Source organism: Leptospira kanakyensis (genome assembly GCF_004769235.1).
GTDB classification, from domain to species: domain Bacteria; phylum Spirochaetota; class Leptospiria; order Leptospirales; family Leptospiraceae; genus Leptospira_A; species Leptospira_A kanakyensis.
The window spans coordinates 1,345,381-1,363,696 of sequence record NZ_RQFG01000005.1 but is presented as its reverse complement, the minus strand read 5'-3'; the positions used below and the strand labels follow the sequence as shown (position 1 = coordinate 1,363,696).

15 protein-coding genes are annotated in these 18,316 nt (G+C 37.2%); 7 read left to right on the top strand and 8 right to left on the bottom strand.

What is annotated here, in order from left to right:
- Nucleotides 1-37: 37 nt before the first annotated feature.
- Together EHQ16_RS07070 and EHQ16_RS07065 are read right to left on the bottom strand one after the other, a co-directional pair.
- Nucleotides 38-2,113 (bottom strand): 7TM diverse intracellular signaling domain-containing protein, encoded by a 2,076-nt coding sequence (locus EHQ16_RS07070; protein WP_135634365.1) that lies wholly within the window; start codon nt 2,111-2,113, stop codon nt 38-40.
- Nucleotides 2,113-3,864: a hypothetical protein gene (locus EHQ16_RS07065; protein ID WP_208742245.1), complete on the bottom strand. Its 1,752-nt coding sequence runs from the start codon at nt 3,862-3,864 to the stop codon at nt 2,113-2,115. The genes EHQ16_RS07070 and EHQ16_RS07065 overlap by 1 nt, the downstream gene beginning before the upstream one ends.
- 133 nt (nt 3,865-3,997) lie before the next feature.
- On the opposite strand from EHQ16_RS07065, the gene EHQ16_RS07060 reads away from it, so the two are divergent.
- The 3 genes from EHQ16_RS07060 to EHQ16_RS07050 all read left to right on the top strand — a co-directional run bounded on the left by EHQ16_RS07060 (nt 3,998) and on the right by EHQ16_RS07050 (nt 7,568).
- Complete coding sequence (locus EHQ16_RS07060; protein WP_135634367.1) at nt 3,998-5,272, top strand: PAS domain-containing sensor histidine kinase; 1,275 nt, start codon at nt 3,998-4,000, stop codon at nt 5,270-5,272.
- A 105-nt stretch (nt 5,273-5,377) separates the two neighbouring features.
- Nucleotides 5,378-6,496, top strand: a complete 1,119-nt coding sequence (locus EHQ16_RS07055) for a hypothetical protein (protein WP_244241964.1) — start codon at nt 5,378-5,380, stop codon at nt 6,494-6,496.
- A gap of 55 nt (nt 6,497-6,551) precedes the next feature.
- Complete coding sequence (locus EHQ16_RS07050; RefSeq protein WP_135634371.1) at nt 6,552-7,568, top strand: pirin family protein; 1,017 nt, start codon at nt 6,552-6,554, stop codon at nt 7,566-7,568.
- Between the two features lie 25 nt (nt 7,569-7,593).
- On the opposite strand, the gene ilvD is transcribed toward EHQ16_RS07050, so the two are convergent.
- From ilvD to EHQ16_RS07030, 4 genes are all read right to left on the bottom strand, one after another.
- On the bottom strand, nt 7,594-9,270 hold the full coding sequence (ilvD, locus tag EHQ16_RS07045; RefSeq protein WP_135634373.1) for a dihydroxy-acid dehydratase: 1,677 nt from the start codon (nt 9,268-9,270) through the stop codon (nt 7,594-7,596).
- A gap of 69 nt (nt 9,271-9,339) precedes the next feature.
- The gene (locus EHQ16_RS07040; protein ID WP_135634375.1) at nt 9,340-9,987 is read right to left on the bottom strand and encodes a hypothetical protein; all 648 of its coding nucleotides are present in this window, start codon (nt 9,985-9,987) and stop codon (nt 9,340-9,342) included.
- The gene (locus tag EHQ16_RS07035; protein WP_135634377.1) at nt 9,984-12,638 is read right to left on the bottom strand and encodes a TonB-dependent receptor plug domain-containing protein; all 2,655 of its coding nucleotides are present in this window, start codon (nt 12,636-12,638) and stop codon (nt 9,984-9,986) included. The genes EHQ16_RS07040 and EHQ16_RS07035 overlap by 4 nt, the downstream gene beginning before the upstream one ends.
- On the bottom strand, nt 12,635-13,216 hold the full coding sequence (locus EHQ16_RS07030) for a TetR/AcrR family transcriptional regulator (RefSeq protein ID WP_135634379.1): 582 nt from the start codon (nt 13,214-13,216) through the stop codon (nt 12,635-12,637). The genes EHQ16_RS07035 and EHQ16_RS07030 overlap by 4 nt, the downstream gene beginning before the upstream one ends.
- A gap of 119 nt (nt 13,217-13,335) precedes the next feature.
- Here EHQ16_RS07030 and EHQ16_RS07025 point away from each other — a divergent pair, with 119 nt between their 5' ends.
- The 4 genes from EHQ16_RS07025 to EHQ16_RS07010 all read left to right on the top strand — a co-directional run bounded on the left by EHQ16_RS07025 (nt 13,336) and on the right by EHQ16_RS07010 (nt 16,637).
- Nucleotides 13,336-14,028 (top strand): nitroreductase, encoded by a 693-nt coding sequence (locus EHQ16_RS07025; RefSeq protein ID WP_135634381.1) that lies wholly within the window; start codon nt 13,336-13,338, stop codon nt 14,026-14,028.
- A gap of 70 nt (nt 14,029-14,098) precedes the next feature.
- Entirely contained in the window at nt 14,099-14,701 is a 603-nt protein-coding gene (locus EHQ16_RS07020; RefSeq protein ID WP_135634383.1) for a class I SAM-dependent methyltransferase, read from the top strand.
- Nucleotides 14,702-14,770: 69 nt separating this feature from the next.
- Nucleotides 14,771-16,219, top strand: a complete 1,449-nt coding sequence (locus EHQ16_RS07015; RefSeq protein ID WP_135634385.1) for a M20/M25/M40 family metallo-hydrolase — start codon at nt 14,771-14,773, stop codon at nt 16,217-16,219.
- A 13-nt stretch (nt 16,220-16,232) separates the two neighbouring features.
- Nucleotides 16,233-16,637, top strand: coding sequence for a hypothetical protein (locus EHQ16_RS07010; RefSeq protein ID WP_135634387.1), 405 nt, complete (start codon nt 16,233-16,235; stop codon nt 16,635-16,637).
- An 18-nt stretch (nt 16,638-16,655) separates the two neighbouring features.
- Here the strand turns inward: EHQ16_RS07010 and EHQ16_RS07005 are convergent, their stop codons facing one another.
- Together EHQ16_RS07005 and EHQ16_RS07000 are read right to left on the bottom strand one after the other, a co-directional pair.
- Nucleotides 16,656-17,540, bottom strand: coding sequence for a hypothetical protein (locus tag EHQ16_RS07005; RefSeq protein WP_135634389.1), 885 nt, complete (start codon nt 17,538-17,540; stop codon nt 16,656-16,658).
- A gap of 158 nt (nt 17,541-17,698) precedes the next feature.
- The gene (locus tag EHQ16_RS07000; RefSeq protein WP_208742244.1) at nt 17,699-18,190 is read right to left on the bottom strand and encodes a L,D-transpeptidase family protein; all 492 of its coding nucleotides are present in this window, start codon (nt 18,188-18,190) and stop codon (nt 17,699-17,701) included.
- Nucleotides 18,191-18,316: the final 126 nt, after the last annotated feature.

Below are 18,316 nucleotides of genomic sequence, written 5' to 3'. Positions count from 1 at the left end.
TGTATTTATTTAATATTAAACTAATTTTAAAAAAAATTTACAAATCGATCCCGAGAATGGTTAAATCGTCCTGGCGATCCTGACCATTGAGAAAGATTTGTAGTGTTTTTAGAAGGTGGTCTTCGGCCGCATCCAAACTGAGATTCCTTGTAGATTGGAAAAGAGCGTAGGCTTTTTCCTCTCCAAACTCCTCTTCCTTTGGGTTGAAAGCTTCAAAAACACCGTCGGTAAACAAAAAGAGCCGATCCCCGGTTTCCCAATGAAGTTCCGATTGGCCGTAATGGGTTTGTTTTTTTAGGCCCATCATCCTACCGGTTTTTTCTAAAAGTTGAATTTCATTTTTTTTCAAAAGAACGGCGGCAGGATGTCCAGCCGAAGCAAACTGGATTGTTTTTTTATCTATATCGATATCTAAAATCAAAGCAGTTAAAAGACTATTGAGGGATACAAAGTTATCCATAAACTCTTCGTTAAAAATTTCCATTACCTTGGACGGCATCAATTCAAAGTTTTTGATATTATCATACAAACCTTTGATTGCCATAGTGATCATTGCTGCGTGGACTCCGTGACCAGTTGCATCAGCGATTAGAATTCTAAACTTGGTTTCATTCAATTGACAAACATCAAAAAAATCTCCTCCCACTTCTGATACAGGAAGATAACGATACACAAGATGTAATTGGTGAAATAACTTGGGATCGGTGATTAAAGAATTCTCTTGGATTTTTTTAGCAACAAAAAGATCTCTTCGCATGGCACTTAAAGTTTTGTTTAAAACATAAGTTCTTTCTTTGACCTTTTCTTCTAAGTCCAAATTGGATTTTTCTAAATTTGATTTTACAAGTGCTTCTGCGGTTTCCTTTTCTTTGATGATGGTATTGTAACGATCTGCAAGTGCAAAGGCAAGTAACAACATTTCGGCAGCAGATCCAAATTGTGGGCCGTCAATGGTAAATGAATTGGTAGGAATGAATCCTAAGGCTCGAAGTGTAGAAACAATCAAAGCAGAAAATAAAAATGCAAAAGCGAGTAAGAAAAAATAGGCAATTCTTTCTTTTTGGAACGAACAAATGATTGCATTAAATAATATCCAAAAGGCAGTAAAGGAATGACTTACCACCATAATTTTAATAAAGGAATCAAAAGATAAAATATAAAAAATAGGTAAAATGATTTGAACTACAATCAATACTTTACTAACAAAATCCAATTTTGGTACTAATTTTTTGGTATTTAATAAATTCCGCATAAAGACCAAAAACAATATCAATACAACGGAGATTAAAATGTTGATCAAATATTGATCCATCCAAGGTGAATTTTGCCATAGATATTCCGAAGCAATTCCGTTATGCGAAGCAATGGTCAATGCAGTCGAAAGAACCAACAAAACATATAAAAGATAATTAGAATCTTTAAGGATAAAAAATACGAATAAATTGAATATAGCCATGGCTAAAGCGATTCCAAAGTATATGGCTTGGATGACATGATCATCAATCTCGTGCCTATCGTAAGCAACTTTGTCCCAGAGTTGGATGGGCAAATTGATGGCATTAGGTGAATTTACTTTTAAATAAATGGTAACATTTGTATTTCCAGAAAATTGGATTGGAAAAACAAAAAACCGACTTTTGTAAGGACGAAGTGAAAGAGGAATCGTATAACCAGAATGAATTTGTTTGAATTCTTTTGTACTTTGAAAGAATAAATCCAAAGTTTTTAATCTGGGATAGGCAACTACAATCACGGTATCTTTAGGAATTGGATTTGGATTTTGTACTTGGATTCGCAGCCAATAAGTAGATTTTGAATAAGAAAAATTGAATGCTTCCTTGGATGAGGGAAGTTTGAGAAATTTGCCTGCGTATTCCGGGGACCGAATGGTTTCAAAATCCAATTGATTGTTTGGATCTTCTAATACTAACATAGAATTGGCGAGATAGATGGGAGAAGTTTCTAAATTTTTTAAATCTATCGTAGTTTCTTCCCCGAACACTTGCCCGTTTCCTAAAAAAAGAAAGAGGAACGAATAACGAATGATCTGTAACAATCGGTTTGTTAACCGTTTTTTTATTTCAGCAAAGTGATCCGCGAAATTTTCCTTCATCACTTTTGTTTTTCCTCAAACAAATCAATCGAGAAGAATTGATTGGCTTTGGCAAATACAGAAATCCCATCGAAACTCACAGCCATACCAGGAAGTGCTGGAAGAGTTTTTTCAGCAATCACATCTCCCGTGGGGGAAAATAGGAAAACTGCAACCTGATCATCATCAGTATAATCATCATGTTTTCTTAAGACGATGATTGGATGTTTTCCATCGAAGGTAAAAAGAGCTAATACTTCTGAGTCGATTTTTTTTTCTAAGATCAAATTTCCTAAAAAGTCGATCATATAAATTCCAGAATAGTCATTGGTGATGATGATACGGTCTTCTGTCACAAGGACTGGATTTTTTTCCAATCCGAAGGCATGGGGACCTATTGTGTCTGTCGTACTAAAAGGAAACTCTTTGATGATTTTCAATTGGGAATCTAAAAGATAGGATCCGTCCAAAGAAAACGGCAAATAAATTCCACCGGGAAATTCTGCTGGTTTGGAAGACAACTGCTGGAGTAAACTCACTCCAGATTCATATTTTTTTTTGAACTCAATTTTTTTTCCGGAATCAGCGGATTCAACTATTGAGTAATAATAAAACAAACGAAAACTAGAATCTATAAACACCGGATGAAACTTTGACGAGTAGTGAAAGGTTACTTGGTCTTCTGCATTCATTCCCACAATGCCTTTCAATGTATAAAATAACAATTGGCCAGATTCGGTTTCAAAAGCCCTTCCCGAAAAAACTTCCCATCCAGGGAGAGAGATGGTTTTTAATTGAGTGCCTGTTTTCAAATCATAAACATGAATTTTTGACTCGTAAGGAAGATACAGATTGTCCGAAATAATCGAAAAATTAAAGTTATGCGAAATTCGATTTTCGGATACGTCTCTTTCTTCCGTGGAAAGGATTTCGTAACATTGAAACCGGAGAGGAACAGATAAAATTTCCTTTCCGGATAAATCATAAATACATAGAGTTTCCGGGCGGTTGAGTTTGGAATAGTATTCAGAACCTTTCTGAAATCCTTGGTAATAACAAAGATATCCTGATTGGTAAAATAATATTGGAATTTCTAAACCTTCCAAAAAAGGCCTTTGGACATTTTTGGTCCAAAGAATTTGTTTTTTAGTTAAATCGTAAGATTGTAATTTCCAATCTTCTTCTTTATTTTTTGTGAGAAAAACAAATTGGTCTCTTGAAATAAATTCTGAAACAAAAACAGATTCAGTTTCTTCCAAACGAAGAAGTTCTTTGGAAAACGAAGGAAATCCTTTTTTTTGAATCTCTTCAAATTCCTTTGGATATTCTTTGGTGAACCAACGACGTAACCAGAGTTTTACAGACGTATGTACATTTTCTTCTCGTTTGAGGTAGAGTTCTTTTAACTTCTCCTTCTCTGATAAAACAACGATCTCCAAAATCTCTTCAAAAAAAGAATAAGGGAGTGCAGAATCTTTATGAGCGATGATTCCAACCACGGTGGGATTTCGAATCAGTTCTGAACGCTGGTCATCAATTCGTTCGGCAGTTTGTTCGTAAAACTCTGGATAGGTGGATCTTGGATCCCCCGTCCCTCTTGTTTTGATCCACCAAAGGCTATGGCAATCCTTACATTCATAAATTTCATAGAACTTACTGAGGGAATGCCCTACAATGTCATCCGTCGGAAAGGTAGGAGTCCGTGTTTCATCCCGGGCCGGTTCTGACCTAGAAAACTGGGAGGATCCTTTCTGACAAAAAAGACAGGCCATATCGGTTTTGGGAGTCTAGGTTTAACGATAAATTTGAATTTCGTCAAGCCCGATTCAATCCTTACGAAATAAACTACAACAGTCACTTAATTCTTGGCAATTTATTTCGTAGATTCTATTATACCAATAATCCATGTCGACCGTACCTAAGACATACGAAGTTTTATTAGCAGACCTCAAACGTTTGGAAGAAGAAAACCAAATGTTGAAACAAAGTTTGAAAAATGCTACCTCTAACCATTCCAATTTGATTGATGCATTACAATTTACTCAGTTTTCCATTGATACAATTTCAGAAGCAATTGTTTGGACAGACGAAGATGGAAATTACGTTTTTGTCAACGAAGCCACTTGTAGAAACTACGGGTATACAAAAGAAGAATTACTTTCTATGCAAATGTTTCAAGTAGACCCTTTGTTTACTATTGAAATGTGGAAAGCCCATTGGCAAGAAATCCTAGAACGAAAATCTTTTTCGATAGAAACTGTTAATCGAAGAAAAGATGGAACTTCTTTTCCCATTGAAGTGACTGTCAACTTGGTAGAGTATGGAGGAAAACAATACAACTGTGCTATCGTCCGAAATATTACAGAAAGAAAACTAGCTGAAAATAATTTAAAACAATCCGCCATTCGATTAGCAGAACTAAATTCCACTAAAGATAAATTTTTTTCAATCATCGCACACGACTTACGAGGCCCACTCGGAACCCAAAAAGAATTCATAAAAATCCTCAGCGAAAAAGATTCTTCCTTCAGTAATACAGAAAGAACCTCGTATCTAAAAATGTTGGAAGATTCCTCTGACTTAGTTTATTCCTTACTCGAAAATCTTTTGGATTGGGCACGTTCACAAACAGGTGCCATCCAATTCCAACCAAACCCCATCCTTTTTTATGATTTAGTACAACGTGTGATAGGACTGTTAAGTCTTTCCGCTAACAAAAAGATGGTGACCATTAATAATAAAATTCCGAAAGATTTAGAAATTGTAGCGGATTCCTTTATGATCGAAACTGTAATTCGTAATTTGGTTTCCAACGCCATCAAATACAGTAATGGTGGGAAAGAAGTGACAATCGGGATTGGTTCACCCGAGTCGGTTCCGACTATAGATTCTAAATTAATACGAAATCCGAATTTAAAAACAAAAATAGATCCAAAAACAATGACCTTCTTCGTAAAAGACGAAGGTGTGGGTATGAAAGAAGAACAAATTCAAAATCTCTTTCGTTTGGATCGAAAATCGTCCACACTTGGTACAAACCAAGAAGCAGGCACAGGACTTGGTCTCATCCTCTGTAAAGAATTTTTAGAAAGACATGATAGTAGCATTTGGATAGAAACAGAATTAGATTTAGGTTCCACTTTCTTTTTTCAATTAGTACAACACACAAAAAATAATTAAGATCATTCTAATCCTTGAATGAAAAGTAAGGCCTCCAAATTTTTTTTTCTGGATTATATATTTATAAAATATTTATTGATCAAGATGAAAAGATTAAGCAAAAAATTGATTCTACTTTTAGTACTATTGGTATCTCCTGTCTTTGCACAAAATAATTCCAATCCTCCAAAAACAAATACTGACGAACCTTCAAAATCCTCTTCTTTTTTAGGAACGGGATTAAAAGTCATCGAATTTGCTGGTGAATTTGCTCAAACTCCATCGGAAGGTGGTCCTCAATCAGTATCCAGTATCTTAAATTCAGCTCGAGTCGCTTCGAGTTTTGTCAACAGTAACTCTTCCAACAACCTTAACCCTCCAGGTATCATCACGGAAAGTTCTGAATCCAAACCAACTTCAACCATATCACCTCGAATCAAATACTCTCACCAATTCTCTGAGGATTTTTTTGTAGGATTCGTATATGCTAGAGGTGAACAATACAACGACACAAGAACTAGTTTTAGTACAAACGGACTTTATTTAAATGACCGAATCCATTCGGGAATCAATGAAATTGGATTTAAAATTGGATTTGGCCCATTAAATTATTTAACTTCATCAAGTTCATCGGAACTTAGTTTCAACTATTCAGAGTTATCTTCGAAAGGTCCATTCCAATCCTTTCAGTTAAAATTTCCATTTTTAAGAACGGGAGACCAAACTGTCACACAGGGATTAGCTTTCTCCACAGGAACTGTAGAATTCAGAACTAAAAATTATGGAATGGACTATGGGTTTGTCACTTCCATCACAGACTGGTTGAACTTCTATATGATCGGTGGTTTTACTGTTTTTTCTGGACAATTGAAACTTGCTTCTTATGGGATTGAAACTTCATCGACTGGTTCTTTAAATTCTAGTAACCAAGTTACATTTAGTTCGCCCGTTACCAGATCAGAATTAACAATGTTCCAATCCAAAGAAGGATTCGCAAAAGGCCTTGGCGGCGCAACGATGTCGTTAGAGTTAGGACTTGTTTGGAAAATTTTTGAAACATTGGGAGTGAAGTACGGTGGATTCTACCAAATTTCTTCCTTTAGTATCTCTGAGGTGACAGGTTATAACGTGGGAACGGGAAAAACTCCGGTGGAACTCAGTTCGGTTCCAGACCTCAATTCTTCACTCAGTGCAAAACAATATGGAGCTTTTGGAGTGAATGTTTCTATTGTGAAAAACTTTTGATTCTTATCTACTGTCTTATTAGTAACAATGTAAATTGCGAAAATAGGACTCCTAGATGAACCACAAATCAATATTATACGCCCAAAAACTCGACTTCCAATGGCCCACCTCGGATCCATTTTTATTTTGTGTTCACCACGAGGATTTTTATCCCAAAGGCAATGGAAAGTTTGGCCCAGATGCTTCCTTACAAGGAAGGCAAATTGGCCAAGACTTTGCCGGCAAAGATGGATGGAGGATGTACCACGGAGAAACCATTCCAGGATTTCCTGGCCACCCTCACCGCGGCTTTGAAACGGTAACGGTTGTCCAAAGAGGGCTCATTGATCATGCCGACTCTCAAGGCGCTGCTGGTAGATACGGAGATGGAGATGTACAATGGATGACTGCCGGTGCTGGAATCCAACATTCAGAAATGTTTCCTTTGGTGGATGAATCCGGTGATAACACTTTGGAACTCTTTCAGATTTGGTTGAACCTTCCTGCAAAAAATAAATTTGTCGATCCACATTTCAAAATGTTTTGGAACAAAGACATTCCTGTGAAAGTTATCACGGATGCCTCTGGGAAAAAAATAAAAATCAAAACTGTCGCAGGATCTTTGTTTGGCGAAAAACCACTAGATCCTCCACCAGATTCCTGGGCAGGTGATCCTAAAAATGAAGTGGGAATTTATATTTTAGATTTAGATCCCGAAGCCAGTTTTGTAATTCCAGGAAGTTCTGCCGGCAATAACAGAAACCTTTACTACTTCCGTGGCGAAGGTCTAGTTATGGATGGAGTGGTGGTTCCCGGCAAACATATGTACAATTTAAAATCGGATGTTTCTGTAGAACTCAAAAACGGATCAGAACCTGGACGCATTTTGATTTTGGAAGGAAAACCCATTGCCGAACCAGTGGTGCAGTATGGGCCTTTTGTGATGAACAAACAAGAGGAAATCCAACAAGCATTTGATGACTATCGCAAAACGCAGTTTGGTGGTTGGCCTTGGGATTCTTATGATCCAGTCCATGTTGGCAAAGGAAGATTTGCCAGACATGCGGACGGAAAGGAAGAAATTCCTACTTAAACGAGTAGGAATTTCCAAGATGCGCCTAACGGTCTGTTAGGCAACCAGTACTTGCATCTTTTACCATCTGGATGTATTTCCAAAGATATCCAGTGGTAATGCGGTATGGCGGTTTTTTCCAAGCAGCTCTTCTTTTTTCTAATTCCTCAGGTGAAATTTGTAATTCGAGTTTGTTTGTGCGGGCATCAATGAGGATGTTGTCTCCGTCTTTTACAAATGCCAACTCTCCCCCTTCCATTGCTTCTGGAGTGATATGACCCACAACAAATCCGTGGCTTCCCCCCGAAAACCTTCCATCAGTGATGAGAGCTACATTATCCCCAAGACCTGCTCCAATGATAGCAGAAGTCGGTTTTAACATTTCCGGCATTCCTGGGCCACCTTTCGGGCCTACGTAGCGAATCACAACCACATGGCCTGGTTTGACTTTCCCATCACGAATGCCTGTATTGGCTTCCACTTCGGAATCAAAACAAATGGCTTTTCCTTCGAACATTTCTCCTTCGTGACCAGTGATTTTTGCCACAGCCCCTTTTTTGGCGATATTGCCATAGAGTACTTGGATATGGCCTTCTTTTTTAATCGGGTTACTAACTGGTCGTAATAGATCTTGGTCACTCGGAAGATCAGGAAGGCCTTCCAAGTTTTCTGCAATGGTTTTTCCTGTGACAGTCAAACAAGATCCGTCAATCAAACCTTCGCGTAACATAAATTTCATGATGGCAGGTGTTCCTCCGATGGCATGTAGGTCTTCCATCAGATACTTTCCACTTGGTTTCATATCCGCAAGGAGCGGAGTTGTATCGGTTACTTTTTGAATTTGTTCCAAGTCCAGAGGAATGCCCATGGTTCTTGCAATGGCAATCATATGAAGGGCTGCATTTGTGGAACCACCGAGAATGGTGACAACACGAAGTGCATTCAAAATAGATTTAGGAGTGATGATATCAGAAGGTTTGATGTCCTTTTCTAAAAGATTGTACATATACTTTCCAATATTCATACATTCTTTCTTTTTCTCTTCACTGCGAGCCGGAGAAGAAGAACTATAAGGTAAACTCATTCCCATGACTTCAATGGCAGTGGCCATAGTATTGGCAGTATACATTCCACCACAAGCTCCAGGACCCGGGCAGGAATTTTTAATCACTTCTTTAAAATCATCTTCAGTGATTTTGCCGTTAATTTTTTTTCCATAAGCTTCAAAGGCAGAAACTATATTTAATTTTTCACCTTTGTAATGACCGCCATTGATGGTTCCACCGTATACCATAATGGATGGTCGGTTGAGTCTCGCCATTGCCATGATGGCACCTGGCATATTTTTATCACAACCTGCAGTAAAAAGAAGACCGTCATAATAATGGGCACCGGCAATGGTTTCAATGGAGTCGGCAATAATTTCTCGGGACGGTAAGGAAAATCGCATCCCATCATTTCCGTTGGTGATTCCGTCGCTCACACCAATCGTATTAAATAATAAACCAACCATTTCTTTTGTGTCTAAAACACTTTTCTTTTGTAAGGCAGAAAGAGTGGTTAGGTGCATGTTACATGGATTTCCATCAAATCCTGTACTTCCAATTCCTATGAATGGTTTGTTCAGATCTTCATAAGGAACTCCAGATCCAATGATCATTGCTTGAGAAGCAGGAAGGGATTCGTCTTGGGTAAGAGTGCGGCTGTATCGATTCAAAGTCATAAAATTCAATTTCCTTTGGATTAAAGACAAAATGTGGGATGGCAAGGTTAAGGAAAGCGGATTTTGAATTTATGGATGAACGATTTCGACCAGGATTTTATTTTCATTGTTTCCTTGTGCTAGGTCTTTTTCCCAATCCTTAAACTCTAAATTCAAACAGCTGTTAGCACGATCTCGATTGGCTTGAGGTAAAAAAGTATTGGCTGAGATGGCTTTTGCAGCCTTTGCGATTCTCCCACGAGTTGACTCTAACCACTGGATCTCTGTAAAGTTAGCAAATCTTGTTCCAGCAGACGTTTGGAATCCTTCTAATTCGCAAGTTTCTGCCACTCGGAACGAATATCTCGATTTTAGATTTTCAGTCTCAGTTACAGTAGTCGCTTTCAAACTTAAAATCCCTGATTGAACGATCGATTCTTGACAATCGGTGGTTCTATTTTGGATCGTTCTCATCTCATTCAAAAGCACATTCAATTCACTTTGAGTGAGGATGAGTTGGTTTACCGAACAAATCCCTAACGGACGCCGACTACAAAATTGATTGTTGGTGCTGAGATTTGTATCTGTTTTGATACAATTACCCGAGTCCCGAATCAAATACAAAGTGGTAAGGTAGAGGGTTTGTTTGTTTTCCTCTTCTTTTTGTTTCTCTCCCCCACTCTCAAAACAAGAGATCAAAAAAAGAAGCAAAACCAAACTAATGATGATTTTTTTCAAAATCTTACCTCAATACCAATATTGACTAAAGGAATGATCGCCATCTTTCCATTAGGTGTTTGGGAAACAATGTAGGGAGAATTAACTGTATCATAAGTAGGTGCAGGGTTTTGGTTTCTTTGGAAATTTTTTGTGTTATCAAATTCAAAACCGGCTTGGTTCCTGCGACCATAAAAATTCACAAATTCTATATAGGTATTGATATAACCCCAAGAATAATTTTCAATTCTATCGATCCGTAAGTCAAATTGGTGGAAAGGCAAAAATCGATCACTGTTATAATTTCCAGAATAGTTTGGGAAATATAAATTCAAACCAAAGGTGGCCGCTTGGTTTGCCCGTGTAGCACTTGTAATGGGAGTGTACGGAGTCCCCGAAAAATACCGAAACCTTCCTCCCACCATCCACTCTGGATTAAATTTATAACCAAATACAACATTCAAAATATGAGTTCTATCCAAATCATATAGTTGTTCTTTATCATTATTATAAATGATCTCTAAATTGTTATCATCATAATAATTGATATAGTTGGTTCCCATTTTGGCTTGGGCAAGTAGTGTTCTCGAATTATTGAGTAAGGTTCGGTTCCTGGTTTCGTCACTATTCAATCTGGACTGGTTATTGATTCGTTTGGTAATGGAATTTGTGTAGGAGATCCAACCAAAAAGTCCGGACTGTTCTCTTGGATCTTTTGTTTTTTTGATAAAAAATTCCACACCTTCCGAATGTCCATAACCTGCATTGGAATAATTTAGATTTTTAGGAGTGATGGGGTTTGCAAAAACTTTTGCCGTTTCATTCACAAAAACACGTGTATCATTATTGAGAGCATACGGATCCACAACATACGCATCCGGAACAATGATGTTTTGAAAGATATTCCGAAAACCTTCGATTTTGATTTGCCAGTTATTGGCAAATTCTTGGCTCACACCGATCGAATTGTGTTCGGCGCGTTCCATAAATAAATTTGGATTTCCTGACTTTGCAGACAATGCTTCCACGGAAACAGGCGCATTATAATGGATTCCGTGCCCCGCCATGATCCCAGTTTTTGTAGATTCAAATAAATAACCACCAGTGATCCTGGGTGCTAAATTGGTTTCATTACTTCCTGAATAATGATCCACTCGTGCACCTGGTGTTAGGCGAAATCCACCATATTTAAATGGGAGTTCAACATACGCAGATTTTTCTCGGTAACGAATTCGATCACCATCAATCACAGATCGGAAAGCTGCATTGGAATTCAAAAGATCATTAAAGATATTATAAAATAAACGATTATAGGAAGAGATATTTTCTCCCTTTAAAGTTGTCTCTCGAAACCGGCCTTGCACTCCAGCTTCCAGTTTGAGATGTTCCTCCCAAAGTTCCCATTCAAATGCATTTTGAACATAAGTGATTGTATCTGTGGTTCGGTTTTGTAACCCAAAGATGTTTTCCGCAGTCAATGGATTTGTAAATTTGAGTTCGAAAAATTCATTAAAGGATGTACGCGAATAAGAGATTGTATTTCGAAACGTTTTCCGTTTCCAAACGTAACGAATGGCATCAGTGCGAAACATTCGGTCGAGTCCTGTAGGTGGACGCGGGTCATCGCCCCCCCTTTCCAAATCCGCTTGGGCTTTGGTATAGGCCTGCCTATCGCGAGTTCCAAAAGTTTGGACTGTCAATCTATGTTCAGCATTGATATCCCAAATGAGTTTCCATTGGTAATCATTGTATTCAGCGTATTTCGCATCTTCTGGAATTCCTTGGGGGTAGGCTTGAAGCAAAACTACGTTAGGATAATTCTTACGCCCCGAACTAATCATGGCTAGGCCCGGAAGGATTTTGGATTGGTTATAGATATCTGACAAAAACAAATTGGTATTGATGACGGTTTTATTTTCATCCACACGATCCGTTCCCTCAATGGAGATAATTCCTCCAGTCGCATAACCATATTTAGCTGGAAATGCACCGGTAAACACATCAAAGGATTTGATTAAATTGTTATTTAAGACAGATGACTGGTTTCCCAAATGAAAGGGATAGGGAAGAGGAAATCCATCAAAGTAATATTGATTTTGTCTGGTGCCACCTCCGCGTAACGACAAGTCCCCTCTTTCACTATTGGAATAAGGATTTCCTGTCAGTAAATTGGAACCAATGTTTGTAAACACCGATGGTAAAATTCCCACTGGTGCTCCTATCACAACTCCGGGAATGGTTTGCAGTGCTTTTAGTGAATCACCAGACACTCCCGGTAGGCGTTTGATCTCATCCTGGACAAGTCCATACCGTGAAAGGGGAGTTTTATCTCTTTCTCCGCTGACAACGATGCCTGCTAAGTTAGCCTCGGATATGGTGACAAGGATGACTTGGCCTTTGAACCGAACTTCGCGAAATACAGATTCTTTTCTATCGGCCGTAGAAATTTTGACTTCATAGTATCCAGGTTCGGGAAATCGAAGTTTGGCGATTCCTTCCCCATCGGAAATTGCACTTGTTTTTGCTTTTTTAGAAATGACTACAGCATTGGTAACTGGTTTTCCCGAATTGGATTTTACAATTTGAAATTTTACCTCTAAATCTCCATCAGCAAATATGGGATGATACCAAATCAAACATAAGATCAGAATTAGGAGTCGGGTGATTTTCATTTAGGAGATGGGATCAAACTTTCCGCAATTCGGTATAATTCATCCAATGACCGTTTATCATCAAGCAAACGATACCCTTGCAGGACCCCTTCATAAACAAAAAATAAATGTTTGGCGAGCAGTCGACAATCTACTTTGGAAATTAAATGACCATTTCCTACCGCCTCTTCCAGATACTCCGCCAAACACTGGATGGTTCGATAGGCGATTTCTTCAATTTCTTTCTGAATTTCCAGTTCATGAGGTGCAATTTGTGCGCGGAAATTGGCCATTCCGCATCCAAAAAGTTGCGACAACCTTGCTTCACGGGAGAGAATGCGAACCCAAGCCTTTACAAAATCCAATGGTTTTGGATTTCGTTTCATCAAAGATTTGAGTAAGGTTAGATTTTCGTTGGAATAAATTCGAATCACTTCTTTACCCAACATTTCTTTGGAGGCAAAATGTTGGTACAAACTGGCCTTAACCGTTTTTGCTTCCTCCACGATTTGATTGAGACCTGTCTCTGAATAACCCTGCTTTAAAAATAGATTTCGACTGACTTGTAAAAGTCGGACTCGGGTTGGTTCTTTTTTCATATCCCATACATGTTCTCATTCTATGGAAACGAAGCAAACAATATACCAACCGGTATGTATAAAAAATGCTTGCCCAATACATACCGACTGGTATGTATATTGTTCAGGAGAAAATCCAAATGAACTCAAGTATGATATCCATCCATGAAATCGCAACCTCAGTTTCGGAAGCAATTGAAACGAGACATAGCATTCGGGAATACCTCCCCGACTCCGTCCCCGATGAAATTTTGCAGAAGGTATTTCACAAAGCTTTACGAACTCCCAGTTGGAAAAATTCACAACCTTGGAAGATACATATTGTGAGTGGGGAAAAACGGAACCAACTCTCGAAAGAATTAGTGAAAGCCGCATACGAATCGACCCCAAGACCAGAAACCAATTGGCCGGAGTCTTACCCGAGTGATGCGAAAAAACGAATGTTTGATTTAGGTATGAAAATTTATGAAATGGCAGGCATTGAAAGAAAAGACAAAGAGGCAAGAAATCAGTTTATGCTTCGCAACTTTGAATTTTTTGGTGCTCCTACTGCAGTCTTCATTACATCCAAATTTGATCTTAATTATTATGTGGGAATTGATTTAGGATGTTTTCTCCAATCAGTGTTACTTTTGGCAAGGGAAGAGGGGTTGGGAACTTGTGCACAAGCTGCCCTCAGTTCCTTTCCTGATGTGGTCAAAAATTCGTTAGGCCTTCCCACCGAAGAAAAAGTGATTCTGGGTTTGAGTATTGGGTATCCAAAACCGGATTCCAACCTAAACCGTTTCCACACTCCGCGAGAATCAGCTGAAGAATTAATTCGGTTTTATTGAAAAAGGATTTCTAGTCTCAGAACTTTGGTATAAAATAGAATCACTGATTCATTCAGAACAGAGGAGTCGTATGTATACCAAAAATTTCTGGAACGAACGTTATGCGAACGAAGAATATGTATATGGTAAAGAACCAAATGAATTTTTACGTTCACGACTTCCAAATTTAAAAAAAGGAAGGATACTTTTTCCTTGCGAAGGAGAAGGAAGAAACGCTGTATTTGCTGCCAGTCTCGGTTGGGAAGTATTTGCCTTTGACCAATCTGAATCAGGAAAAGAAAAAGCCATCGCCCTTGCCAATGAGAAGAATGTTTCCATTCATTATGAAATTTCGGATGTTTTAGGTTATCCTTATGCACCAGAACAAATGGATATGGTTGCCCTTATCTTTTCACATTTCCACAAATCCATACGCACAACAGTACATAGGAATTGTGTCCGCACCTTAAAACCAGGTGGAATTTTATTATTAGAAGCATTTTCACCAGACCAACTACAATACACATCCGGTGGCCCCAAAGATCCTGATATGCTTTGTCAATTGAAAGACTTACGAATGGATTTTTCGGAAATGAATGTTGAATATGAAGAAGCTCTTGAAACTGAACTGAATGAAAGTCCGTTCCATAAAGGAAAAGCAGCCATCGTCAGGTTGGTTCTAAGAAAAAATTGAACTAGTTTTTACTTTTAAGTTTTGAAATCCATGATTCTCTTTCTCTCACTGATTGTGGGAGAAAGGTCTATGAAGTTTAAGAAGTTATGGATTTCGATTCTAGTGATAGCGATATTCACTATACATTGTTCTTTTGGGCAAAAAGTAAAATATGCAGAACTAAAAAAAAACTATCCCAAAGTAAATTGGGAAAATCGTAAAGCCGAGGCTGTAAAACTTTTATCGGATCTATTAAAAATTCCTTCGGTTCGTGGTAATGAAATCCAGGTAGCCAAATACATACAAGCAGTCCTCACAAAAGAAGGAATTCCTTCGCGATTGGTTTTTGATCCCAAACATCCAACAAGACCCAATTTGATTGCGGAACTACAAGCAACTGTTCCCAACCCTGAACCGGGAATCATCCTCGCAAATCACTTGGATACAGTAGAATTCGATTCGAAAGAATGGAAAGTAAACCCTCTATCTGGAACGGTAAGTGAAGGCAGAGTTTGGGGGCGTGGGGCCATTGATATGAAAGGTATGGCCGTTATGGAGTTACTTGCCTTTTTAGAAATCAAACGTACTGGAATTCCAAGAACCAGAAAAATTATGTATTTAGCACTTGCTGATGAAGAATCTGGATCGGTGTTAGGTGGCAGATATATGACAACTGCCCAAAAACATTTACTCCAAGGTTATGAATATGCAATCAATGAAGGTGGAGTTGCCACAAGAGATATTGTGATTCCTGGATCTACCATCTTTAACATCCAATATGCGGAAAAAGGAAACATTTGGTTACGAGCCAAAATCACGGGAACGAGCGGCCATGGTTCATCTCCTCCCAACCAATACCCTGCTCTTTCCTTAATTCAATTTTTTAATGAAGTGAGAGAACTTGAATCTGACATTCGTATTACAGAAGAAACAGATGCATTCTTTTATCAACTAGGAACTATCAGTTCTTTTCCCAAATCGTTTTTTCTCAAAAATGCAAGAAATCCTTTAATCAAACCATTATTACACGGAACGATTCGGAGCAATCGCCACCTAACTGCCATGACAACTAATACTAAATCCATCACTGGATTTCGCACAACAGAAGGGGAAGGTGGAGAAAATGTCATTGCAGGAGAGGCTTCCGGAAGACTCGATATCCGAACTCTACCCGGTGTGGACATCCAAGACTTCGCCAATAAGGTAAAAACCATTGCCGAAAAGTATAAAGCGGAAGTGACATTTACAGATATCAATCCTACCGATGTATCTCCTATCAATACTCGTCTTTTCAGCACATTGGCTGCCGTTTCTGTAAATAAATTTCCGAATAGCACCGTGACTCCCTTCCTTTCTCCTGGGAAAACAGACAATTCGTACTTACGGCGAGTGGGAATTAACTCTTATGGATTGATTCCGGCAGTTCTCAAATCAGAAGACATTGATGGAATGCATGGGAAAAACGAAAACATGACGGTTGATAATTTGGAACTGGGGACTAAAATTCTATTTGAAACCTTAGTGGAAATGAATCAGTAGAGTAAAAAATATTTTGAACAATATATTCCTAAGAAGAAAAAAGAAGATCATCATTCAAAGGAAAAACAACCAACTTGAAGATGTCTATATTTCTACCTTATTAAAAAACGTTGAAAATTTAGGTTATACATTCTCTGCAGAAATCATTGAAATATTAAGAACTTATTCAGTCGATGAAATTGAAGAGTTCTATCGTGAGATTATAGGTAATTTAAAACAATTACTAGGAGATCATGTTAGTTTTAAACCCATGTATCCAAATTTCCCCAGACAGGTAATGGAGGCTAAAGAATCAGAATTATATCTAAATGCTTGGCTTCATTATTTTGGAGATTGGTTAGGAATTAGAATCTTACCTCAATATTTAAAAGAACCAAGACCTGATTTGCATTCCCTCTTTTGTATTCATATTTTTTAGGCCTTACTTTTAAAGCATTCAAAGTTTACGATTGCTAATACTGGATTTTAATAAGTATCCATCAATCTTTCCACTTCTAACTTTCACCCAAAGAATGTTATTGTAATTAATTTCAGTCATATTAATTCGATTTTCTAGAACTTGAATTGTACCATTACGATCAATGGTTTTTAGAATGCGTGAGTCGAGATTTTTATCCTGATATATATTTGCATGTCTATACTCATTAATTTGATAAAGTCCTTTTTGAATGATATCAATTTGATCGGAGCAACTATGATTACATTTAATGGGAAAAGAAGTTTTTTCAATCGTAGAATTGTTATTATAATTGAATTTAGTTCCACAATTTTCTGTAGAAACGTCAGATGAATTGGATTTGATTGTGTTACAAGTAAATGAATAAATTCTATTATCTTTGAAAGCAATATTAGGACCAGAATTCCACATAACAGTATTAAAAAACTCTCTCGGGTATAAAAGATCATTAGCTTCAAAACCATGATAGAGAAACATATTAAAATATACTTTAGTGACCCGTTTCCGATAGTTTTCTTTGTCTTCTAAATTTATTAAATCTTCAATATTTTCTGGAATGTAACCTTTTTTTAATAATTTAAATTTATAAAAAGTTTTTAAATTAGAAAGTATCGGATAACTGATAATGATTCTTTCTGTGAGATTGTTTACTAAAAAAGCTTCTAGGATAGGTGTCCCATCATTAAGCCAATGAGCTAAATAACCAGCATTAGAATCTTTTAAGAACCATTCTCCATTTTTAAATTGTTTTGCATAAATTGGAATATGCGAAGGTCTAGTTGTAATGATTGGATTTTTTTCTTCTTTATTCCCACAATGAATCAATAAAAATAAAATAGGAATTATATATTTATGGTATTTCATATTTGGAGTTTCCCGTTAATATTTTTCTTCAGAATTTAAAAAACATCCAGCTTCTTCATTTTTAATGTTTAACAGTCCACCTATGGACTTACTTAAAACATTTTCATTTTATACTCTGATTAAAATTTTCTTTTTACTAAATAAAGTTATTTATAAAATTAAGGTTCAATGACTATTTTGGATCCGTTTGGAATAATTTTAAATAGAATATCCATTTCCTCATTGTTAACTGCAATACATCCATGAGTCCAGTTTAAGTAGGTATGTAGGTGTCCAAACCAATTCCAATAGTATTTCATTCCATGAATGAGTATTCCGCTGCCAGGGTTTTTATTTATTTTTTTGGCAGCTTCCACTTGATCCTTAGTAGGATAAGAAATATGTAATGCTTTATAGTAATCCCATTCAGGAATTTGATAATCAATAATATATGTTCCTTCAGGAGTTTTACCATCACCTTCTTCTAATTTATGACCTTTTGGTTCAAATCCTAGAGAAATTGGGATTTCAAGTATTATTTTATCTTCTTTTACAACCTTAAGTATTTTTTCTGATTTATATACATAAATTGTTGGTTTGGATTCCGAATACAAATTCGCGACAAGTAAAAGGTTACTCAGTAGTGTTATAAAAATTAGTTTTGTTCCCACAATTTTTCCCAATGATTTTTTTTATTATTGTTATCTTTGAAAATAAAGTTAATTCATTTTTTAATATAATCCATATTCATTTGCAATAAATTGTTCTCAAATTCATAAAATATTAGTTCGATCTCG